This window comes from Burkholderia sp. 9775_39 (assembly GCF_015712225.1).
GTDB lineage: Bacteria > Pseudomonadota > Gammaproteobacteria > Burkholderiales > Burkholderiaceae > Burkholderia > Burkholderia cenocepacia.
In genome coordinates this window covers 365,940-387,490 of record NZ_JACCQC010000001.1, presented here as the reverse complement: position 1 = coordinate 387,490, position 21,551 = coordinate 365,940, and the positions used below count along the sequence as shown (strand labels likewise).

The following is a 21,551-nucleotide window of genomic DNA, read 5'->3' as shown; positions in this document are numbered from 1 at the left end:
TGGTTCGATCTGCTTCAGAAACATTCGACGCTGCCCTTCACGCCGGTCAGCACGCCGACGCAGTCGCGCCGCACTTCCGGCGCCGCGTGCGAGGCGACGTGCACGCGGACCGGCCGTACGTGGACAGGCGCCGGCGGCGCTGCCGGTGCAGGCTCCTTGCCGAGCAGCGTGAGCTTGGTCGCACCGTCGGTGTTCAGCGTCTTCTGGTCGACCTGGTTGCGCAGCACGAGCGACAGCGTGCCGACGCTGCGCGCGAGGTCGAGCCGTTCGGCCTGGTCGGGCGTGACTTCCAGCGTCACCGCGTTGACCACCTTCGGCGCCGTGTCGTCGCGGCTGACCTGCTGCGCGACGGCGAGCACGAGGATGTGCTCGAGCACAATCTTCGAGATGCTCTGCCCGTCGGTCTTGCCCTGCTGTTCCTGCGTGTTGACGATCACGTCGACGTAGTTGCCCGGCAGCGCGAAGCCCGCGACGCCGACCACGTCGTTCACGCGCACCGTGATCGCGCGGCTGCCGTCGGCGATCACCGCGGACAGCCCGCCCTTCGTGCCGACCGGCGCGAGCTTCGATTCGATCACCGGCTCGCCGCGCGACAGGCTGGTGCGCACGACGCGCCCTTCGAGCGCCTTCGTGTCGGTGAACGCGCCGGTCGGCACGCTGCCGGACGGCCAGCTCACCATGTGGATCTGGTTCGGCCCGAGCGGCTCGCCCAGGTTCAGGTCGGTGGTGGCCACCGCGACGGACGTGACCGAACTCGTGGATGTCTGCATCAGCCAGTGGGAAGCGAATACGACCGCGGCAAGACCCGCGATCATCGCGACGACCAGCATCATGACCGCTCGACTGTTTTTCATGGCAATGCTCCTCGACGAATCGTGAAAGAAACCGCTCAACCGGTGACGAACGTCCGGCCTCCGCGCTCGACGGGCGGCGGATGGCCGCCGTCCCGTTCAGGCGCCGCGCCGAAGTAACTCGCCCACGCGTCGTACAGCGCGTCGTGCGTCACCTCGGGCGGATCGCCGCGGTAACGCGCGCCGGCGGCCACGAGGCGCAGCAGGTCCGCCGGAAAGCACGCGAGAAACGCCTTGCCGGTCGGCAGATGCAGCCGATGCAGCAGGAACTCGAACGCATCGCTCGCCGACACGAGCCCGAGCGCTGCGCAAGCGGCGTCGTACACCGCGCGGTAGTCGTCGATCGACATCGCGCCGACGTGCAGCTTCGAGCCGAGGCGGCGCATGAACGCGTCGTCGCAGAACTGCTCCGGCGCGAGGTTGCTCGAGAACACCGGCCACACGTCGAACGGCAGCACGAAGCGGTTGCCGGATTCGAGCGTCATGAAATCGACGCCGCGATCGAGCGGACGCAGCCAGCGATTGAGCAGGTCGCGCGGCTCGACGCGCTGGCGACCGAGATCGTCGACGACGTACATGCCCATGTTCGCCTTCATGTGCGGCGGCGCCTGATAGAAGCCGGCCGCTTCGTCGCGCCGCAAGTCGAGCTCGTCGAGCGTCAGCTCGCCGCCCGACATCACGACCGGCCGTTCGCACAGGCGCCACCGGCGATCGACCGACTGGCCGGCGCCCGCGGCTTCCGCGTCGACGTGCACGAGCGGGTCGTAGACCTGGATCACTTCGCCGGCCGCGCAGATCGCGTACGGCACCGGCACGCGGCCGTGCATCAGCGCGCCGAGCCGTTCGGCGAGAAAGGTCTTGCCGCTGCCGGCCGGGCCGTAGATCAGCAGCGGCCGGCCCGCGTTCAGCGCGGCGGCCGCCGCATCGAGCACCGCCGTGTCGATCACGACGCCTTCGAATGCGGCCCACACGTCGCTCTGGCCAATGTGCAGCTTGCGCACCGAATGCGCGGCCACGCTCGCGAGGTACGCATCCAGCGTTACCGGCGCGGGCCCGCTGTAGCCGCTGCGTTCCCGTTCCTCGAGCGCGAGCACGCGGCCCGCATCGGTCAGGCGGAACGTCACGTCGAGATCGGTCGCGCCGCGATGGGTCAACTCGACCAGATGCTCGCGCACCAGGAACGCGAAGACCTCGTCGAGCACCGCGAGCGGCAGACAGTGCCGCTCGACCAGGTCGCAGTACGACGGGCGGCCGAGCACCAGCGTCGACTTCAGCACGAGGCCGCCGACGAACGCCATGCTCAGCCCGGTTTCCGCGAGCGAGCGCGGCGCCGACGGCAGCTGCGCGCCCAGCTTCGTATGGACCTCCCGCGACGGCAGCGGATCGGGCAGGTGTGCCACCTGCGCGTCGCGTCTCGGTTCGGTGTGGTTCGTGTTCATGATCGTTGCGTCCTCGTTGCGTCTTCGTGACGGAACCGCCGCGCTATGCGCACGACGCGAACAGCATGCCCAGCGTGCCGGCCGCGATCGCCACACCGTACGGCAGCGTGCCGACCGTAGCGACCCCGGCGGGGCCGTCGTCGGCCTCGGCGCGCGCCGCCGGCGAGCGCCGCACGATCAGCGTGCGCACGTTCGCCCACATCTGGCGCATCCGCCCGCGCAGCAGCGCGTAGGCGATGGCGCCGATCCCGCCGGCCAAGAACGTGGCCAGCACGATGTAAAAGGTCATTTCCGCGCCGACCCACGCGCCGATCGCGAGCATCAGCTTCACGTCGCCCGCCGCCATTCCGCGCAACAGGTAGAACGGCAGCAGCAGGCCGAAGCCGGTTGCCGCCCCGGCGAGCCAGCCGAGCACGCCCGCCGGCACGCCGTGCAACAGGCACTGGGCGATCAATGCGCCGACCAGGCCGAGCAAGACGAGACGATTCGGAATACGACGGGTCGCGATGTCCGTGCTGGCCGCGGCGACCGCGAGCAGCGTCACGCACAACGGAACCGGGTAAGGCGGCGCAACGGGAAACATGGCGAACCTCGCGAATCGAATCGGTGGATCAGGAAACCATGGACAGCGCGGTGGTCACGGCGGTGGTCACGGCAGCCGTCACGGCCGCGGCGATCATCTCGTACGCAGCGCCGAGCGAGCCCTTCAGCGTGACGACGCTACCCAGTACCGCGATGGCGAACATCGACGCGAGCAGCGCATATTCGATCGACGTCACGCCTCGTTCGTCGGCGATCCAGCAACGTGCGACACGCATGATGGCTTGCATGATGGTCTCCGGTTTCCGGTTGGTCGGATGGCCGGGGACGGCTCGAACGCTGCACCAGCCGAGCCGTCCGCGGCACGCTCCATCAGATGCCTGCCACCGCCGAATCGAGGTCGGCCGCGATCGTGCTGAACACGGTCTTGAGGTCCTTCCCGATGGTCGACAGCGCGAGGATGATGCCGACTGCGATCAGCGCGGCGATCAGGCCGTATTCGATGGCGGTCACGCCATCTTCATCGCGAACGAAACGGCTGGCTTGTTGAATGAGCTTGGACATGGTGATCTCCTTGCGTGGTGACTTTCAAAATCCTCGCGCACCGGCTGGTCGAATGACCGTGCTTCGATACGTCGAGGAATGTCGTTGATGCCGTGTGGCGCCGACGAACGATTCGAACGAGCCGTTCGTCGTACCGTCCATCAGATGCCTGCTACCGCCGAGTCCAGATCCGCGGCGATCGTGCTGAACACGGTCTTCAGATCCGTACCGACCGTCGCCAGCGCGGCGACGATGCCGATCGCGATCAGCGCGGCGATCAGGCCGTACTCGATGGCCGTCACGCCGTCCTGATCCTGGACGAACCACGCGATCTTTTCGATGATTCTTGACATGAGCATTCTCCTTTCGGACTGCTATGAAATACCCTTCGTCGGTCAGGACGTCGGGGGGTGGGCACCACCGGCACTACTCGAAAAATCGGAAGCCGACGATCAGTCGCGGCAACGGGGTGGACCAGCGTTGTCCGTGCGAACGGGTATCGGCGAGGCGGAGCATGAGAGACGCGTGTACGGTTCGACCGGCCGGATGAACCGGACGAGTCGATCGACCGGAACGGCGCGACGGCCGTTCGACGCATGGAATCCAGTTGAACGGGAGATGAACTCCCGGCAAAGCTGCAGTGTGTCTTTAACGCGGCTTGCGATCCGCGACGTGCTGTGGTCTTTCATTTTTATTCCCCATGTACTGCCATGCCGATTTCTTATTGCCCTGAATCCACCGGGTCTCTTGGGTCGTTCGACGACGGTTGCCGCGGTTGATCGGACTGGAGCTGCGTGTTCCCCGACGCGCTCCGGACTGTCTGTTCCGCAGGTGATTCGCGAGCCGGTTCCTCTGCTGCCTGCCGGAACCGCCCGGTCGTCACGTCGTCGACTGCCGTGCCAACGCTTACGCAAAGAGCGGACCATCCCGGTCGGAATCGAGACGCATCAAGGGTTTCAGCGATATATGCAAACCTCCGCCAAACGCCCGACCGCCGAAATGTTTCAACTTTGATATATACGGTTCGGGCGCATGCGGCCGGCACGAAAGCCCGTCGTGGCGCTGCACGAAGGACCTAAAAAATTTTCTCGGGATTTTCCCGAACGCGGCAGACCGCCCGCGCGCTGCGGGTTCGGCGGCACGCACAGCCGGTAAAAATCGCGGAATGTTTCAGGCCAGAAACACGAATCCCGGCGGCGGCGTTTTCTCATACCAGAAATGGCGGTTTTCACCCGAATCGCTGAACACATTAAATGCCGGCCGGCCGTGCGTGGTTTGCATCACGCGATTTTTTCTTCAACAATGAATTCACCGGACAACGCCATTTCAGAGCGATTCGATCCGCAGGCACCACAACATCAAACGGCCGCGACAGACCACGCGGCCACACGACAGACGGGGCATCATGTACACAGCCAATCGTGGAACGCGCGATCGCGCAATACGCTGTGCTCAATGGCTGACGGCCGACCGGATCATTCCGTACAGCTGCATCATGCTGATGCTCTTCGCTGCGCTGCTGATCGTCTGGGCGGTCGTGACCGACGGCTTCACGTCGAACGCCACCGCCCGCCCCGGCACCGACTTCTCGGTCTTCTGGACCGCATCGCATCTCGTGTTGCAAGGCCATGCCGCGGCGGCTTACGACACGTCCTCATTCCTGCAGGCCGAGTTCGCGCACTTCGGTGCGTATCTGCAAAACCGGCCGCTTCCCTGGCTCTATCCGCCGACGATGCTGCTGTTCATCGCGCCGGTTGCCCTCGTGCCTTTCCTGCCCGCTTACTTCCTCTTTTTCGCGGGCAGTCTTTTATGCTACGCGCTCGCCGTCTCGCGGTTGTCGGGGCTGCGCGCGCATCTTCCCGTGCCGCGCGCCGCGGCGCTCGTCGTCGTCGCGTATTCGGCGGTGTGCATGTCCGCGCTGTTCGGCCAGAACAGCATCCTGACCGCCGGCCTCGCCGCGCTCGCGCTGCATCTGCTCGGCAAGCGTCCGGTCCTGGCGGGCGTGCTGATCGGGCTGCTCGCGATCAAGCCGCAACTCGCCGTCGTGTTCCCGTTCGTGCTGATCGCGACGCGTGCGTGGCGCACCTTCGCGGCGGCGGCGATCAGCGCGACGCTGTTCGCGGCGGCCGGCGTGGCGCTGGCCGGCCCCGCCGCGCTGCACGGCTTGAGTCACGCACTGTCGACGGTACGCGCGCAGCACTTCATGCTCGCGTCGTACTGGCTCGCGTCGCCGACGCCGTTCGCCGCGTTGCGGCTCGCCGGCGCGCCGGTGGCGGCCGCGCTGGCCGCCCAGGCGGCGGTCGCGCTCGTCGCGCTCGCCGCGGCCGTCGACGTCTGGCGCCGCACGCGTGACATGCGGCTGCGCGGGGCGGTACTGGCGGTCGCCACCCTGCTGACGACGCCATATCTGTGGAACTACGAACTGACGTGGCTCGGCATCGCGATCTTCTGCCTGATCGCACACGGCCTCGACGAAGGCTGGCTGCCCGGCGACCAGGGCATTCTCGTGCTGGCGTGGCTGCTGCCGATCTTCGAAATGCTGAACCGGCTGATGAAGCTGCCGCAGATCGGGCCGGTCGTGCTGCTCGCGGTGCTGTTCGTCGTCGTGCGCCGCACGGCGCTCGCATCCCGGAGCGCACGATGAAAGCGCCGTCGTTCGCCCGCCACGCGCATTCGGCCGCCGACGTGCATCCGGAACTCCCGATCGCCGGCCCGCGCCGCCATCCGCACTGGCTCAACCGCGATCGCGTGCGCCTCTACGCGGCCGCCGTGCTGCTGACCGAGCTGCTGTTCATCGCGATCTACCTGACCCGCGTCCTCCTGTCGCGCCACGGCGCGCTGGAACCGCTGTCGCAGGACTTCTCGCCGGTCTGGAGCGCCGCGTGGCTCGCCGCGCACGGTCACGGCGCGGACGCGTGGCATTTTCCCGCGCTGTTCGCGGTCCAGAAGCTCGCGGTCCCGACGATGACGCTCGCGGACGGCACGCTGCCGTGGCTCTATCCGCCGACGATGCTGCTGTTCGTGCTGCCGCTCGGCTGGCTGCCGTACACGCTGGCGGTCGTGCTGTGGCTCGGCATCACGATCGCGCTGTTCGCGGCGACGATGCGCGCCACGGTGCAGCGCGACGCCGCTTGGCTGTGCGCGCTCGCGTTTCCCGGTGCGTTCCTCACGGTGATCGTCGGGCAGACGAGCCTCTTCACCGCGACGCTCGCCGCACTCGGCCTGCTCGCGTTGAACCGGCGGCCCGTCTGCGCCGGAATCTGCTTCGGGTTGCTGACGATGAAGCCGCAGCTCGCGGTGCTGTTCCCGCTCGCGCTGCTGTGCGCGGGCCAATGGCGCGCGCTGGCCGCGTGGGCCGCGACGATCGCCGTCAGCGTCGCGCTCGCGACGCTCGCGTTCGGGATCGGCCCGTGGCTCACGTTCATGCACGTGATCGGCAACGTCTACGCGATCGTCGATGCGGGCCACGCGAAGCTCGCCCGCATGCCGACCGTGTTCGCGCTCGCGACGATGGCCGGCTGGCCCGCGCTCGTCGCACGCGGCCTTCAGCTGCTGTCGGCTGCGGCCGCCGCGAGCGCCGTCGTCTACGCGTGGCGCGGCGCGTGTTCGTACGCGCTGCGCGCCGCGACCCTCGCGTGCGCGTGCCTGCTCGTCAGCCCGTATCTGTACGACTACGACCTCACGTGGTACGGCATCGTGATCGCGTGGTACGCGCGCTATGCATGGACGCACGGCTGGCGGCACTTCGATCGCGAATGGCTGATGCTGCTGTGGCCGATGCCGCTCGCGGGCCTCGCGATCGTGCCGCACCTGTCGTTCCAGTTCATGCCGCTCGTGACGCTCGCATCGCTCGCGCTGCTCGTCAGCCGCATCGCCCGGGAAAGACGCGACGTGCCGTCGCTGCCCGACGCGCGCGACACCTCGACCGAGACCGGGTTCACCCACCCGCTCCGACCGCACCACCGCCCGGCGCACGGCATGCGCCGCACCGGCCGCCCGACGCTCGGCGCCGGCCGGTAAAGCGCCATCACAAGGGGAATCATCATGCGGGAACCCATCTACACGCCGCTCGTTTCGCTGGTCGTGCCGTTCTACAACGAAGGCGAAGCCGTCGAACGCTTCTTCGACGTCGTGATTCCGTTGCTGAGCGCGATCGACGCGATCCGCTTCGAGATCGTCTGCGTAAACGACGGCAGCCGCGACGACACGCTGGAACGCCTGGTCCGGATCGGCGCGGCCGAACGGCGCGTGCGCGTCATCGACCTGACCCGCAACTTCGGCAAGGAAGCCGCGCTGACGGCCGGCCTCGACGAAGCCGCGGGCGATGCGGTGATCCCGCTCGACGCGGACCTGCAGGACCCGCCGAGCCTGATCCCGGTGATGATCGACCACTGGCGCGACGGCGCGGAGGTCGTCGCGGCCAAGCGCAGCAACCGCGCGTGCGATTCGTTCGCGAAGCGCACCGCCGCCGCGATCTACTACCGCGTGCACAACCTGCTGTCGGACGTGAAGCTGCCGGAGAACGTCGGCGATTTCCGGCTGATGGACCGCAAGGTCGTGAACGCGCTGCGCAACCTGCCCGAGCGGCACCGCTTCATGAAGGGGCTGTTCGCGTGGGTCGGCTACAAGACCGTGATCGTCGAGTACCAGCGCGATCCGCGCAGCGCCGGGCACTCGAAATTCTCCGGCTGGAAGCTGTGGAATTTCGCGCTGGAAGGCATCACCAGCTTCAGCACCGTGCCGCTGCGCAGCTGGACCTACATCGGCGTCGGCATCGCGGCGCTCGCGTTCGTGTACGGTTCGTTCATCATCCTGCGCACGCTGCTGTTCGGCAATCCGGTGCTCGGCTACGCGTCGCTGATCTCGGTCACGCTGTTCATCGGCGGCATCGAGCTGATCGGGATCGGCGTGGTCGGCGAATACGTCGGGCGGATCTACGACGAATCGAAGCAACGGCCCGTCTACCTGATCCGCCGCCGCTACCAGGCGCACGGCAAGGTGATCGAACTGCCGGTCGCGCGCGACGCCCGCCGCCAGCCGGCCCGCCGGCGCGTGCAGCCGGTCCGGGCGCGCATCGGCGCGCGCTGAACGCGCGCTCGCCATGATCGGGCTGCTGCAGGCCGAGCGCACGCGGCTCGTGCGTTTCGGCGTGTCCGGGCTCGGCTCGACCGCGCTCCACACGCTGGTCGCGACGGCGCTGTTCGCGCTGCGCGACGCGACGCCGGTGACCGCGAATGCCATCGCGTTCCTCTGCGCGACCGCGTTCTCGTATCTCGCGAATACGCTGTGGAGCTTCTCGTCGACGGTGCGCCCCCGCAACGCGCTGCGCTTTCTCGCGGTCACGCTGGCCGGCTTCGTCGAGACGATGCTGCTCGCGCGTGCCGCCGAGGCGCTGGGTGCGTCGCGCGCGATGGGCGTCGTCGCGATCGCACTGCTGATCCCGCCGACGACGTTCGTGCTGCACCGGCTCTGGACCTACCGGTAAGCAGCCGCCTTCCCGCCCACGCCGATAATCGGTCGATCGATTAACAGATTCAATGTCGCGATATTTATGTCACGCATCGACCCGATTGATTCCGATTTTAAAATTAACTATAAAAATCATTTTCCCGACCTGTTTACTTTTACAGCTTCCATGATTAACCAAACGGACTAATCTGCATTAGCCGTCGCCTCCGCACGTGCCGATACCGGCGCAAACCCTTGCCTCACAAGGCGATGGCGGCTGCACGAAGCAATTCGCGCAACGATGATTCCCATTACTTCAAACGGGAGCTTCTATGTCACGCGTTACCGATGTGCTCGTTTCGTTCGATACCGAAACCATTCTCAAAAAATATCCGAATCCCAGCAAGAATCCGGCGGCGCCGACACTGATCGACTGGCGCTATGTCTATATGGTGACCAACCAGGACAACGTCATTTCCGGGCAGGCGGGCGGCGAGCTCGACCTGAAGGCGCAGGTCGGCGACCTGATCCGCTGGCGCGAAACGAGCCTGTCGCTGGGCTTCGAAAACCAGGTGGTGTTCTACAAGTTCATCGGCAACGTCGGCAACGACCTGATCTCGACGCCGACGCCGCGCGTCGCGGAAGCGTCGATCCCGGTGCCGAACACCAGCAAGCCCGAAGTGCCGACGTGCCAGAAGGTCGCGAACTACTACTGGTCGTCGGAATGCCTGAAGGTCGGCCGCGTGACCTACCACTTCCAGTTCCAGATCATCGATCGCAACTGCCAGAGCCAGGGCTGCTTCTCGTGGGATCCGTTCATCTCGATCCATAACTGATCGCGGCACGCGGGCGGCCGCACGACGGCCGCCCGTGCCGCTCCCTTGTTGCGGAGGACGTGCTCATGTCTGGTGTTCGTTGCGATGGTCTCGCGATCGTCGACGCCGTCACGCTGCTGTCGGCCTACCCCGATGCGAGCCGGGACGCCGACGCGCCGACCGTGATCGACGGCCGGCACATCTACGTGTTGCGCCCCGGCGACGCCGGGCAGGTCGGCCACAACGACAACCGGCTCTTTGCCGGCCTGTCGCCCGGCGACCAGCTGCATTTGCGCGAAACCGCGCTGGCGCTGCGTGCGGAAGTGACCGTGCTGTTCATCCGGTTCGCGCTGAAGGACGCCGGCATCGTCGCGCCGATCGAAGCGGAAATCCGCGACGCCGCCACCCCGGTGCCGGACGGCGACGACCTGCTGCATCCGTCGTGCCGGCCGATGAAAGACCATTTCTGGCGCAGCGAGGTGCTGGCCCCGGGCATCACCACGTGCACGGCCGATTTCGCCGTGCTCGATCGCGACGGCGCCGTATCGGGCTACTTCCGCTGGGAAACGGCGATCGAGATCGCGGGCAGCCGGCCGGACACGAAACAGGCCGGCGTCGAACCGTAGCCGGATCGCAACCGCCGTTTCACGGTGCAGCCGAACGGCGGCCGATCACGCAAGCGCCGCCGCGTGCCGTGTTCAGGTGCGCGGCAACCCCGGCGGATTGGTCTGCGACCGGTCGATCGCCTCGGCATCCAGCCGCCAGTGATCGAGCGCTTTCCGGTAGCTGCCGTTCGCGATCAGCGCATTGATCGCGAGCGTCAGCGGCTCGGCCAGGCCGCTGCCCTTGCGGGTCGTGATCGCGATGTCCGCGGTGCGCGGCCAGCCGCCGCTGACGGTGCCGATCAGCTTCGCATCGCCGCGCAGCGACGCCTGGTACGCGAGCATCGAGTTCACGCTGAAGATCGTGTCGACCCGGCCCGACTGCAGCGCGACCCACCGCTCGGCCGCATCCGCGTAATACTGGATCTCGACCGGCGCGAGGCCGCGCGCGACGTTCTGCCGGTTCCATTCGAGCAGGATCTTTTCCTGGTTCGTGCCCGAATCGGTCACGACGCGCAGCCCGGCGACATCCTTCGGCTCGCGGATCGCGGCCAGCCTGCTGCCGGTTTTCACGTAAAAGCCGAGCTGGTCCTTGCGGTAGGTCGAGAAGTCGAACTTCTCCTTGCGCTGCTCGGTGACCGTCACGTTCGAGATCACCGCGTCGACCTTGCCGGACTGCAGCGCGAGCGGCCAGTCGGCCCACGCGAGCGGCACGATCTTCAGCTTGCGGCCGAGGCTGTCCGCGATCAGTTGCGCGAGATCGGGATCGAAGCCGACCACCGTGCGCGCGTCGGTCGCATAGGTACTGAGCGGCGGCAGGTTCGGTGCGATGCCGATCGTCAGCGTATTCGCTTCGGCAAACCGGAAACCGGCCGGCAACGCCTGCTCGACCGCCGGGTTCACGGCGCCGCGCTGCCGGGCCGGCTGCTCGGGGCTCAGGTCGAACGACGCGGCCTGCGCGGCGAAGGCGCTACCGGCGATCAGCGCGGCGGCCAGCAAGCGGGCAACGTGTGTCACGGGAAAAGCGCGGCTTCTCATGTCTGGTGGAATCCCTTTTTATTCGATGATGCGTGGCGCACGCGCGGGCGGCGGTTCGGTGACGTTGCGCGTACCTTGCCGCCCGGCCCGGCTCCTTTATGCAGGCGTCGCTTCGAGTTCGACCGCGGCCGCACGCCGCGGCGCCGGTTGCACGACGGGCGCCGGCTGCCTCGCCTGCGCCGACTCGCCCGCATACAGCGCCTTCGGGTCGAACACGCGCGCCTGCAGCGGCGTGAACGCACGGAAATTCCACAGGCTGCGCGCGACGAACACACGCTGCACCCAGCGGAACGCGCGATCGTTCTCGTCGTACTGCGGGTCGAAGCGGTCGCGCGAATGCAGCGTGAAGTGGTTGTTGATCAGCACCAGCTTGCCCGGCGACACCTGCACGCCGAACGACACCTCGCGCACCGCGCGATACAGGTTGGCCAGCGCTTCCTGCGCGCGCGGGTTGACCGCCAGCACCATGTCCGGATAGAACGCGACCGTCACGCGCGGCGCATCGAGCGGCCCCGACAGCACGGCGCTCAGGTCGGTGTTGTCGCGCGGCGTCGGCGCCGCGCCGCGCCACCGGTACGGCACGCGGATGATGTAGTGCTCGCCGTAGAGTTGCGCAATGTCGTCCGGCGACAGCAGTTGCAGCGCGCGACGCGCATCGGCGAGCCGCGTGTACGGGCCGCCGCCCGCCTCGCTGCGCACGCCGAGCAGCAGCAGCGCGAACGGCGACGTGTCGCCTTCCGGCATGTGCGCCTGCGCGGCGTTCTCGATGTGGAAGTCGAGCTCGACCTCGGACCCCAGGCCCGTGTAGTCGCGCGCGGTCGCCTTGTGCGGGGTCAGGTTGTTCACCAGCTCGCGGCCTTCGTGCGCGATCGAGTACGGCTCGCCGGCCAGCGTGCTCAACGCGACCAGCACGTTCTCGCTCAACACGCCGGCCTTGAACGAGCGGCCGGTTTCCTCGAACCGCGGGCTGCCCGTCACGCCGTCGTCGATCGGCAGGTTGTCGATCTCGATCGAGCCGTGCGCGTCGGCGGTCGGCGCCTTCGCCCGATCGAATGCGTCGACGACCCGGTCGGGAAACGCGTTGTAGGCGAGCTTGCGGACCGCGCTGATATAACCGGCGCCGCCGGCCGGGTCGTAGTCGAGCGCGCCGAGCGTCGTGCGGATATGAGCGGATTCCACTGCCGTCAAAGCGATGCGTTCATCTGCGAGATAGGTCATAGGTCTCTCGTATAAAGATCTGGTTCGAAGAGCGGCGTGGCATCACCGCCGCGCTCCACCGTCCTCGGGGCGAAGCGCTCGACAAGACTAGAAGACCGTCATTGCATTGCGAAATGATATTAATTCGATTGCAAACGAAAATTATCGATATAAGTTCAGCAATCCGGGCGGAACCGGTTCACGTCGTTTGCACCTGCCCTTAACATGAATACTTGTTAAAAAATCGCTGCTTATTATTTGTATTCGCCAACGGGTCGATGCTAGTTTTCTGTCGGATTCGACGATGCGGCCGGCGCCCGACGGGCAGCCGGCTTCCTCTATCCGCCCTACGGGAACCCGCCAGATGAATCGATACCGCCTGCCGCACCCGACGTCGCACACGTCCCGCCCGCACCGGGAGCCGCGATGAACGATCGCGCCCCGGCGCTCGACCGCGTCGACCATCCACCTGCCGCCGCCGCGACTGCGCCGCGTACGTCGCTGCGCGCCATCTTCCCGACCGTCGCGGCCGCGAGCCTGGGCTTCGCGATCGTCCAGCTCGACGTGACCGTCGTCAACGTCGCGATTCCGAGCCTCGGTCAGGCGTTCGGATCGAGCGTTCATGGGCTGCAGTGGATCGTCGATGCGTACACGCTGTCGTTCGCCGCGCTGCTGCTGACGTCGGGCACGCTGGCCGACCGCTTCGGCAGCCGCCGGCTGTTCGCGTACGGTCTTGCGCTGTTCCTGCTCGCGTCGCTCGGCTGCGCGCTCGCGCCGTCGCTGGCGGCGCTGGTCGCCGCGCGGGTCGCGCAAGGCGTCGGCGCCGCGATGATCCTGCCCACGTCGCTCGCGCTCATCACGCATGCGTGCGCGAACGACGCCGCCGCGCGCGTGAAAGCCGTCGCGTGGTGGAGCGCGACGGGCGGCGCGATCAGCGCGGCCGGCCCGACGCTCGGTGGCCTGCTGATCGATTCGCTCGGCTGGCGCGCGATCTTCTTCATCAACCTGCCGATCTGCGCGCTCGGGCTGTGGCTCACGCTGCGCCACGTGCGGGATTCGGCCGCCGCGCGCACCCGGCTGTTCGATCCGGCCGGCCAGATCGTTGCGGTACTCGTGCTCGGGTTGCTGACGGGCGGGATCATCCGCGCCGGTGCGCACGGGATAAGCGACCCGCATGCGGCCGGCGCGCTGCTCGCGTCGGTCGCACTCGGTGCGCTGTTCGTCGCGATCGAACGGCGCGTGGCCGCGCCGATGCTGCAGCTCGCGTTCTTCCGGATCGCCCGCGTGCCGGGCGTGCTCGCGATCGGCGCGATCACGAATGCGGCGTTCTACGGGCTGATCTTCTCGCTCAGCCTCTATTTCCAGAACGCGCGCGGCTTCACGGCGACCGAATCGGGGCTCGCGCTCGCGCCGCTCACGATCATCATGCTCGCCAATATCGCGAGCGCACGGCTCGCGGTCCGCTACGGGTTTCGCGCGACCGTGATCGTCGGGCTCGCCGTGTCGCTCGCCGGCTACGTGTGGCTGTGGCAAACGCTCGCCGCGCACACGCCGTATGCGCTGCTGGCGCCCGGGCTCGCGGCGATGGCGGTCGGCGGCGGCATCGCGATTCCCGCGCTGACGTCGACGCTGCTCGGCAGCGTCGAGGCCGGCCGCTCGGGCACCGCGTCCGCGATTCTCAATACCGCGCGCCAGGTCGGCGCCGCGATCGGCGTCGCGGCACTCGGCGCGCTGGTCGCCGGCCAGGGCGCGGCCATCGTGGCCGGCGCCGCGCATGCGTTCGCCGTCGCGGCCGTGCTCGTCGCGATCTGTGTCGTGCTGGCCGTGCGCTGGCCCCGCGACACTCCCGTTACCGGCACGCGGGCCTGAGCGCGCTGCCGCACGACGTCCTTCAACCGCCCCCATCCGAGCGAGGAATCCATGCAGCATCGCTTCATCGATACCGTCCTGATCGTCGACGGCGCGTCGACCGCCGCCTATCTGGCCCCCGCGTTTCGCGCATACGGCATCCGTTGCGCGCATGTGATCAGCGACCCCGATCTGCCCGCAATCTACCGGAACCAGTTCGTGCCGTCCGACTACGTCCGCCAGGTCCAGCATCGCGGCGACATCGACGCGACGCTCGCGCAACTGGCCGACCTGCGGATCGGCGCGGTGCTGCACGGCCTCGACGCGGCGCTCGAGCTGGCCGACACGCTCGCCGAGCGGCTCGACGTGCCCTATCGCAACCCGCTCGCGACCTCCGCCGCACGACGCGACAAGTTCGCGATGAACGAGCGCATTCGCGCGGCCGGGTTGCGTGCGCCGGCGCACTTCCACAGCACGTCGGTCGACGAAGCGCTCGCTTGGGCGCGCGCGCAGGGCACGCTGCCGCTCGTCGTGAAGCCGGCGCGCAGCGCGGGCGTGACCGGCGTGAAGATCTGCCGGACGCTCGCGCAGGTCGAGGCCGCCGCGCGCGACGTGCTGGCGACCCGTTCGCTGTACAACCAGCCGAACGACGACATCGTGATCCAGAGCTATTCCGAAGGGCAGGAATACATCGTCGACTCGGTGTCGTTCGAGGGCCGCCATCGCGTGGTCAGCTTGTGGGAGGTGCATCGCGACCGCACGCACGCGCCGCGGCTCGACAAGATGCTGGTGCTGAACCATGCCGACCCGCGCTACGCACCGCTGCTCGACTACGCGGCCGACGTGCTCGACGCGCTGGACGTGCGCTTCGGGCCGACCCATCTGGAGCTGTTCGATACGGCCGACGGTCCGACGATCGTCGAGCTGAACGCGCGGCTGCACGGCAGTCTCGATCCACGGCTGACGAGCGCGGTCAGCGGCGAGAATCACGTGTCGGCCGCCGTCGAAGCGGTGCTGCATCCGGAACGGCTGTTCGGCGAGATCACCGCGCCGACGGATTTTCGCGGCTACTGCGGGCACGTGCTGCTGCTGTCGTCGCGCAACGGCGTGCTGCGGCAGGATTTCACGTGGCAGGCGATCCAGGCGCTGCCGTCGTTCGTCGGGCTCAAGCAATGGATCAAGGTCGGCGACACGCTGCGCGTGACCACCGACCTGCAGACCGCCCTCGGCACGGTCGGCCTGTACAGCCCGACCTTCGAGCGGCTGCTCGAGGATTGCCGGCGGATTCGCGAAATCGAGGCCGACTTCTTCGCGGACGAACGCGCGGTCGCGCCGGCCTAGGGCCGGATCGTCCCGCGTCAGCGCGCGAGCAGCGCACCCGCCTGCCGGCCGAGCACCGCGCGCAACGCGTCGAGTTCGGGCAGCGCGGGCGCTTCGTCGGGCGTGACGAGATAGGTCGTCACGCTGTCGAGATCGTCGAACGCGTGCGTGCGCAGTTCCTTGCGCGCCACGTGCTCGGTCGTGATCCGTTTCGGCAGGATCGCGACACCCATCCCGGCCGCCACGCAGCCGAGAATCGCGCCGAACGTGCCGAACGACAACACCGACTCGATCGCGACGCCGCGCGCCTTCAGCCAGTGTTCCGCGACCGCGCGATACGGACAGCCGTCGTGAAACGCGAGCAAGCGCACCGTGTTGTCGGCCAGCAACTGCCGGCGCGTGACGGTCGCCGCGCTCACCAGCACCATGTCTTCCGCGAATGCGGGCTCGTAACGCAACCCGGGCCGGACAACCGCGCGGGCGGTCAACGCCGCGTCGATCCGGCCGCGCAACAGCGCCTCGGCCAGATCGGGCTCGCTGCCGATCTGCACCGCGAGGCCGAGCGCCGGGTCGCGCTCCTTCAGCGCGGCGGCCAGCGCCGGCAGCCGCGTGGCGGCGGTGCTCTCCATCGATCCCAGCCGGAAGCTGCGGGCGACCGGCGTTTCGCGCACCACCTGCGTCGCTTCGTCGACGAGGCGCAGGATGCGCTCGCAATACGGCATCAGCCGGCGCCCGGCGTCGTTCAGCACCAGCCGCTTGCCGTGCCGGTCGAACAGCGGCGCGTCGAGCGACTCTTCGAGCTGGCGCAGCCGCGCCGTGACGTTCGATTGCGTGCAGCCGAGCCGTTCGGCCGCGCGCAACGCGCTGCCTTCCTGCACGACGGCCCGGAAAGTTTCGAGCAGAGGGATGTTCATATCGGTTTCTCTTGTTACTGATTCAGTTTATATCATTTTACTTCGCCAATCATCCGGATTAGCCTAGCGGGTATTCCCTGCCGGCCGGCCCTTTTCAAGGAATCCGCATGCCATTCGCTGCCTGCTTCGGCTTCACCCCCGTTCGCCGCCGGCTCGAGGCTCGTCCGTGCGCGCACTGATCGCCGCGCTGGTGCGGCGTGGCCCAACCGTGCTCGCGTGCGGCGTCGGCCTCGGGCTGCTGGTGCCGCCGCTCGCGGCGCTCGCGCGGCCGTTGATGCCCGTTACCGTGTTCCTGTTCGTGCTCGGCACGCTGCTGCGGGTCGAGCCGAGCGCGGTGCGCGCGGTCGCGCGGCGGCCGGCCGTGTCGCTGCTGCTGCCCGCCGTGACGATGATCGCGTGCCCGGTCGCGCTCGGCATCGCCGCGCGGCTCGCCGGCCTGCCGTACGACTGGGTCGTCGCGCTGGTGATCGCATACTGCGCGCCGCCGTCGAGCGGTACGTCGACGATCGCACGGATGCTGTCGCTCGACGCAAGCGTCGCGCTCGTCGCGACCCTCGCGTCGATGGTGTTCGTGCCGCTGACCGCACCGCTGCTGACCGCGTGGTTCAGCCACGACGCGGCCGTGTCGATCTCGCCGTCGAGCCTCGCGCTGCGGCTCGCGCTGCTGATCGGCAGCGCCGAGGGCGTCGCGCTGCTCGTGCGCCGCCTTGCCGGCGCGCGGCTCGCACGCCATGCGACGCCGATCGACGCAATCGTCGTCGTCGCGCTGCTGATATTCGCGCTCGGCACGATGGCCGGCATGCAGCAGTCGATCATCGACGCACCGCACCGCGCACTGGCCGCGATCGCCGTTGCGTTCGCCGTCAACGCGGGTTTCCAGATCGTCGCGTACGGGCTCACGCCCGGCGACGTCCGCACGCGCCTGAACGTCGCGCTGATCGTCGCCAACCGCAACGTCGGGCTGATGTGGGCCGCGCTCGGGCTGGCCGCCACGCCGACCATGGCGCTCGTGTTCGCGTGCGCGCAGTTGCCGATCTATACGTTGCCGCGCGTCGTCCAGCATCTGCTGCCGCGCCTCGAAGCCCAGCGCCTGCGCAGGCGCGCACGCTAGCCGGCTTTCCTCTTCCGCCCTCGATCAAGGATTCCTCATGAAGCGACTCATCGTGATCGGCGCACGCGCCACCGGCAGCAGCATCGCGCTGGTGCGCGGCGCCCTCGCACGCCAGGTGGCCGTGACCGTCGTCACCGCGCCCGGCCATCGTCTCGACGGCGTGTTTCCGGACGGCGTCGAGACGGTCAACCTCGCGCCCGACGCCGGCCAGCTCGCCGGCTGGCTGCGCGCGCGCTATCCGGACGAACTCGACACGCTGCGCGTGACGACCGCGCACGACACCTATGCGCGCACCGCCGCGTGGGTCGCCGATGCGCTCGGGCTGCCCGGCCCCGATGCACGGCACGTCGCGCACGCGGTGTCGAAGTCCAACCAGAAGGCGCTGCTCGCCGCGCACGGCATCCCGGCCGCGCAGTTCGTCGCGGGCACGCTGGCCGCGCCGGCGGCGCTCGCGGCCGCGGCCGCGCCGTTGCGCTTTCCGGTCGTCGTCAAGCCAGCGGAAGGCTCCGCGAGCGACGGCGTGCGCCGCTGCGAGGACATCGCCGCCGTGCGCGCGCAGCTCGACGCGCTCGCGGCCGTGCGGGCCGATGCCCCGTCGCTTGCGACCGAACGCGTCGTCATCGAGGAGTTCCTGGACGGCAGCGAATACTGCGTCGAGTATTTCGACGGCCGCTATGTCGGCGCGCTGCGCAAGCTGAAGCGGCATGGCGCCGGCTTTCTCGAACGCGGCTATACGTCCGAACTCGATCTCGACGCCGACACGCTGCGCGCGCTGATCGACGTCGGCACGCGTGCGACGGCCGCCGCCGGGCTCACGTGGGGGCCCGTGCATCTCGACTGCATCGTGCATGATCGCGTGCCGCACGTGATCGAACTGAACCCGCGTATCGCGGGCAGCTTCATCTGCGACATCGTGCGCGACGGGTACGGCTTCAACGTGGTCGAAGCGTTGCTCGACAAGCTCGACGGCAGGACGGTGACGATTCCCGCGCTGTTCGAGCCGCACGCGTATGCGCGCGCCGAATTCCTGCTCGACAGCGATCCCGGCGCGTGGCGCTTCGCGCAGGCCGGGGAGATCGACGACGGAGCGGTCAGGATCAGCTACGGACCGCAAGTGCTGCCCGATCGGGAGCGGCGTGCGTTTCTTTATGTGCGGGTGGCGTTGCCGGCCGGGTATGATCCCGCGGACAGCGCGGGAGCGGCGGGTGCGCGCGGCGAGTTGAAATCGACTACCGAGTCGGCCTGACTTCAGGCGAGCGAGATTTGCTTGCGCCGGCAGGCGGCGTCCCGCGCCAGAAGAAAAACACGAGCGCGCCCGCGATCGCCTGTGCGCCAACGACGAACGCGACGCAGCCCGCCCAGCCCCAGCGATTCCATGCGGGAACAGGCAGGACCGAGCCGAGACTTCCGCCAAGGTAATAGAAGGAAAGGTAGATGCCGATCGCCGTCGATCGTGCCCCGCGTGCCACCCGCGAGATGAACGCATTGGCCGACGCCTGCTCGACGAACACCGCGGTTGAACTGAGCGCGAGACCGGTCAAGATCGCACTGACGCTGCTCGACAGCGTGAGCAATGCACCGACGATCGCGAGCCCGGTCGCCGCAAGCGCGAGATCGCGCGGGCCGCGTTGCGCCGCGACGCGGCCCGCGAGCGGTGTGACGACCACCGCGACGAGAAATACCGCATAGATCGCGCCGATCTCGACCGTATCGAAGCCAAATGGCGCACCGGCCAGCCGCAGTCCGACAAACGTGAACGTCGCGACCTGCGATGCGAGCACGCATGCGCCGACCAGAAACGACGCCAGCAGCGGGCCGCGTGTCAAGAGCTTCCGGCGCGGCGTCGCCACGCCATCGCCATCCTGACGCGCGACGCCGGACCTCGGCAGGCACGCGTGGATCGCGAGGCCCGTCGCGAGACACAGGAACGCGATGAAATCGAGCGCGTGACGCCAGCCGAACGCGGACGTCAGGATATTGGTCACGAAGCGCCCGGCGAATCCGCCGAGCGTCGTACCGGCGACGAACAGTGCGCTGACCTCCGTCGCCGCGTCGTGGCTGAAGATCTCGCCGATACAGGCGATCGAGATCGCGAAGATGAACGGCATCAGCATGCCCGCGGCAAAGCGGGCGGCGAGAAACGATGAAAAGTGCGCCGCGTGCCCCGACCACAGGACGGGAAGCGCACACACCACGGCGGCGCACGAAATGACCGTCCGGCGATCGAAGCGGGCGGCCAGCGTACCGACGAACGGAGCGATAATGGCAACCGCCAAGGTAGTAGCGCTGATGCCCTGGCCGGCCTGTTCGGCGCTCACGTTGAAGGCCGCGGCGAGTTCGTGCAGGATGCCCTGCGTCGAATAAAGATTGATAAATGCCGCGAACCCGCACAGGAAAAATGCGAATCGGATGGTTCTGTTGCCCACGGGTGATGCCCTCTCTGATGTGGGTGACAGTCTGACGAGCGGGCGGCACGCGTGCCAATACTGTTTTCGTGGCCATTGATACCGAAACGACAAAAATGCTCGACCTACGCCGCCTCCGCTATTTCGTGACCGTCGCCGACGAATTGCACTTCGGACGCGCGGCGTTGCGTTTGCGTATCGCCCAGCCGCCTTTGACGCGCCATATCGCCGCGCTGGAAGCCGACCTCGGCATCCGGCTGTTCGAGCGGTCCACGCGCGCGGTGCAGCTCACGCCGGCAGGCGCGCTGTTTCTCGAACAGGCGAGAACCGTCGTTCATGCGGTCGACGAGGCGGAGGCGACCGCGCGCAAGATGGCGCAGGGTATGGTCGGCCGTGTCGTGATCGGCTATGCAAGCTCCATCCCGATGTCCGACGCGTTTTCGGACATCATCCGCAACGTGAGCCGCAGCATGCCGGAAGTCGAGTTGGCGTTTCGGGAGGTATCGACCGCCAGTCAGCGCCAGCAGATCGCCGACGGCACGCTGGACATCGGCTTCGGCTGGTCAACGGCGACGACGTCCGGCGAGCGCATCCGCTCCCTCGTCGTGTCGCGGGAACCGCTCGTCGCCGCGGTGCCGGCCCGGAGCCGATACGCGGGCAACGCGACGATCGCGTTCCGCGAACTCGCGATGGAGAACTTCGTCACGTTCCCTTCCGGGTACGGTTCCGCGCTGAACGCCGCGCTCGAGGATCTGTGCGCGCATGAAGGCGTGACGCCGCGGATAGGACCGACCGCGTCGCAGATCACGACACTGGTGTCGCTGGTGGCGGCGGAACGCGGCATCGCCATCGTGCCCGGCTTCACGTCGACGTTGCACCGCCCGGGCGTCGCTTACGTGCCGCTGGCGAGGCCGCACGTGCTCGAGCTGGTCGTCACGTGGTCCGAACCGTTTTCGTCGACCTGCGTCGAGCAATTCGTCGAGTTCGCCCGGTCGGTCGCGCCGGACTAGGCTTCCCGCTCCTGCTGCACGTACCACGATATCCGAGACGCATACGTTGACGTCGTACGTATGTGCATACGCTACGAGACCCGACTAAGCGGTGCACCATACGCGCGGCCGGAGCATGCGTGCGCACGGACGATTTCCGGATCGACCGGGCTATGTCCCGAAACGATCAAAGGTGGCGTGCATGGCTTCCAGGGCCCGTTTCCTCGGAATAGCCTGCTTCACTTTCTCGGCGAAGCTGTCGTAGATCGCATCGAACTGCTTGCTGTTGAAGCGCTGAATCGTGATCTTTTCGGCATCGTCGGCAATGGCCTTGTCATGCGAGTAATACCCGAGGTGCACCTTGGTCATGAGCAACAGGCCGACGCAGATCAGTACGGCTACCACGGCAGCAATCGATTTCGTTCTTTTTGTCATCGGTCATCGCACCCGCTACAAACGGGTTCCCGGATCTTTTCCGGCGATCCTGCCCC

22 protein-coding genes are annotated in these 21,551 nt (G+C 67.7%); 11 read left to right on the top strand and 11 right to left on the bottom strand.

What is annotated here, in order from left to right:
• Positions 1–14 precede the first annotated feature (14 nt).
• The 6 genes from cpaB to H0X90_RS01660 all read right to left on the bottom strand — a co-directional run bounded on the left by cpaB (position 15) and on the right by H0X90_RS01660 (position 3,726).
• On the bottom strand, positions 15–854 hold the full coding sequence (cpaB, locus tag H0X90_RS01685; protein ID WP_034204006.1) for a Flp pilus assembly protein CpaB: 840 nt from the start codon (positions 852–854) through the stop codon (positions 15–17).
• A 35-nt stretch (positions 855–889) separates the two neighbouring features.
• Complete coding sequence (locus H0X90_RS01680; RefSeq protein WP_077189496.1) at positions 890–2,290, bottom strand: ATPase; 1,401 nt, start codon at positions 2,288–2,290, stop codon at positions 890–892.
• Positions 2,291–2,333: 43 nt separating this feature from the next.
• A complete protein-coding gene (locus H0X90_RS01675) occupies positions 2,334–2,873 on the bottom strand; it encodes a prepilin peptidase (protein ID WP_077189497.1) in 540 nt (179 codons plus the stop codon).
• 28 nt (positions 2,874–2,901) lie between these two features.
• The gene (locus H0X90_RS01670; protein WP_006498088.1) at positions 2,902–3,120 is read right to left on the bottom strand and encodes a Flp family type IVb pilin; all 219 of its coding nucleotides are present in this window, start codon (positions 3,118–3,120) and stop codon (positions 2,902–2,904) included.
• Positions 3,121–3,202: 82 nt separating this feature from the next.
• The gene (locus tag H0X90_RS01665; protein ID WP_006483622.1) at positions 3,203–3,394 is read right to left on the bottom strand and encodes a Flp family type IVb pilin; all 192 of its coding nucleotides are present in this window, start codon (positions 3,392–3,394) and stop codon (positions 3,203–3,205) included.
• Positions 3,395–3,534: 140 nt separating this feature from the next.
• On the bottom strand, positions 3,535–3,726 hold the full coding sequence (locus tag H0X90_RS01660) for a Flp family type IVb pilin (RefSeq protein WP_006483618.1): 192 nt from the start codon (positions 3,724–3,726) through the stop codon (positions 3,535–3,537).
• Between the two features lie 1,052 nt (positions 3,727–4,778).
• On the opposite strand from H0X90_RS01660, the gene H0X90_RS01655 reads away from it, so the two are divergent.
• From H0X90_RS01655 to H0X90_RS01630, 6 genes are all read left to right on the top strand, one after another.
• Entirely contained in the window at positions 4,779–6,017 is a 1,239-nt protein-coding gene (locus tag H0X90_RS01655; protein ID WP_012493711.1) for a glycosyltransferase family 87 protein, read from the top strand.
• The gene (locus H0X90_RS01650; RefSeq protein ID WP_059723830.1) at positions 6,014–7,393 is read left to right on the top strand and encodes a glycosyltransferase family 87 protein; all 1,380 of its coding nucleotides are present in this window, start codon (positions 6,014–6,016) and stop codon (positions 7,391–7,393) included. Before H0X90_RS01655 ends, H0X90_RS01650 begins: the two co-directional genes overlap by 4 nt.
• A 24-nt stretch (positions 7,394–7,417) precedes the next feature.
• Positions 7,418–8,461 (top strand): glycosyltransferase family 2 protein, encoded by a 1,044-nt coding sequence (locus H0X90_RS01645; protein ID WP_006498084.1) that lies wholly within the window; start codon positions 7,418–7,420, stop codon positions 8,459–8,461.
• A gap of 13 nt (positions 8,462–8,474) precedes the next feature.
• Positions 8,475–8,858, top strand: a complete 384-nt coding sequence (locus tag H0X90_RS01640) for a GtrA family protein (protein WP_006498083.1) — start codon at positions 8,475–8,477, stop codon at positions 8,856–8,858.
• A gap of 295 nt (positions 8,859–9,153) precedes the next feature.
• Complete coding sequence (locus H0X90_RS01635) at positions 9,154–9,657, top strand: inclusion body family protein (RefSeq protein ID WP_006483191.1); 504 nt, start codon at positions 9,154–9,156, stop codon at positions 9,655–9,657.
• A 65-nt stretch (positions 9,658–9,722) separates the two neighbouring features.
• On the top strand, positions 9,723–10,262 hold the full coding sequence (locus H0X90_RS01630; protein ID WP_058903896.1) for an AidA/PixA family protein: 540 nt from the start codon (positions 9,723–9,725) through the stop codon (positions 10,260–10,262).
• A 72-nt stretch (positions 10,263–10,334) separates the two neighbouring features.
• On the opposite strand, the gene H0X90_RS01625 is transcribed toward H0X90_RS01630, so the two are convergent.
• On the bottom strand, positions 10,335–11,276 hold the full coding sequence (locus H0X90_RS01625; RefSeq protein ID WP_058903895.1) for an ABC transporter substrate-binding protein: 942 nt from the start codon (positions 11,274–11,276) through the stop codon (positions 10,335–10,337).
• A gap of 96 nt (positions 11,277–11,372) precedes the next feature.
• Positions 11,373–12,494: a TauD/TfdA family dioxygenase gene (locus H0X90_RS01620; protein ID WP_006498081.1), complete on the bottom strand. Its 1,122-nt coding sequence runs from the start codon at positions 12,492–12,494 to the stop codon at positions 11,373–11,375.
• A 405-nt stretch (positions 12,495–12,899) separates the two neighbouring features.
• Here H0X90_RS01620 and H0X90_RS01615 point away from each other — a divergent pair, with 405 nt between their 5' ends.
• Positions 12,900–14,342, top strand: a complete 1,443-nt coding sequence (locus H0X90_RS01615; RefSeq protein WP_058903894.1) for an MFS transporter — start codon at positions 12,900–12,902, stop codon at positions 14,340–14,342.
• 51 nt (positions 14,343–14,393) lie between these two features.
• A complete protein-coding gene (locus H0X90_RS01610; RefSeq protein WP_048985972.1) occupies positions 14,394–15,662 on the top strand; it encodes an ATP-grasp domain-containing protein in 1,269 nt (422 codons plus the stop codon).
• 17 nt (positions 15,663–15,679) lie between these two features.
• Here the strand turns inward: H0X90_RS01610 and H0X90_RS01605 are convergent, their stop codons facing one another.
• Positions 15,680–16,555 (bottom strand): LysR family transcriptional regulator, encoded by an 876-nt coding sequence (locus tag H0X90_RS01605; protein ID WP_077189498.1) that lies wholly within the window; start codon positions 16,553–16,555, stop codon positions 15,680–15,682.
• A 166-nt stretch (positions 16,556–16,721) separates the two neighbouring features.
• Between H0X90_RS01605 and H0X90_RS01600 the strand changes: the two genes are divergently transcribed.
• Both H0X90_RS01600 and H0X90_RS01595 read left to right on the top strand, forming a co-directional pair.
• On the top strand, positions 16,722–17,666 hold the full coding sequence (locus H0X90_RS01600; protein ID WP_006493813.1) for a hypothetical protein: 945 nt from the start codon (positions 16,722–16,724) through the stop codon (positions 17,664–17,666).
• A 37-nt stretch (positions 17,667–17,703) separates the two neighbouring features.
• A complete protein-coding gene (locus H0X90_RS01595; protein ID WP_059723837.1) occupies positions 17,704–18,912 on the top strand; it encodes an acetyl-CoA carboxylase biotin carboxylase subunit family protein in 1,209 nt (402 codons plus the stop codon).
• On the opposite strand, the gene H0X90_RS01590 is transcribed toward H0X90_RS01595, so the two are convergent.
• Positions 18,896–20,092 (bottom strand): MFS transporter, encoded by a 1,197-nt coding sequence (locus H0X90_RS01590; RefSeq protein ID WP_102898694.1) that lies wholly within the window; start codon positions 20,090–20,092, stop codon positions 18,896–18,898. The genes H0X90_RS01595 and H0X90_RS01590 overlap by 17 nt on opposite strands.
• Before the next feature lie 95 nt (positions 20,093–20,187).
• On the opposite strand from H0X90_RS01590, the gene H0X90_RS01585 reads away from it, so the two are divergent.
• Complete coding sequence (locus H0X90_RS01585; protein ID WP_077189500.1) at positions 20,188–21,081, top strand: LysR substrate-binding domain-containing protein; 894 nt, start codon at positions 20,188–20,190, stop codon at positions 21,079–21,081.
• A gap of 150 nt (positions 21,082–21,231) precedes the next feature.
• On the opposite strand, the gene H0X90_RS01580 is transcribed toward H0X90_RS01585, so the two are convergent.
• On the bottom strand, positions 21,232–21,465 hold the full coding sequence (locus tag H0X90_RS01580; protein ID WP_077189501.1) for a hypothetical protein: 234 nt from the start codon (positions 21,463–21,465) through the stop codon (positions 21,232–21,234).
• Positions 21,466–21,551: the final 86 nt, after the last annotated feature.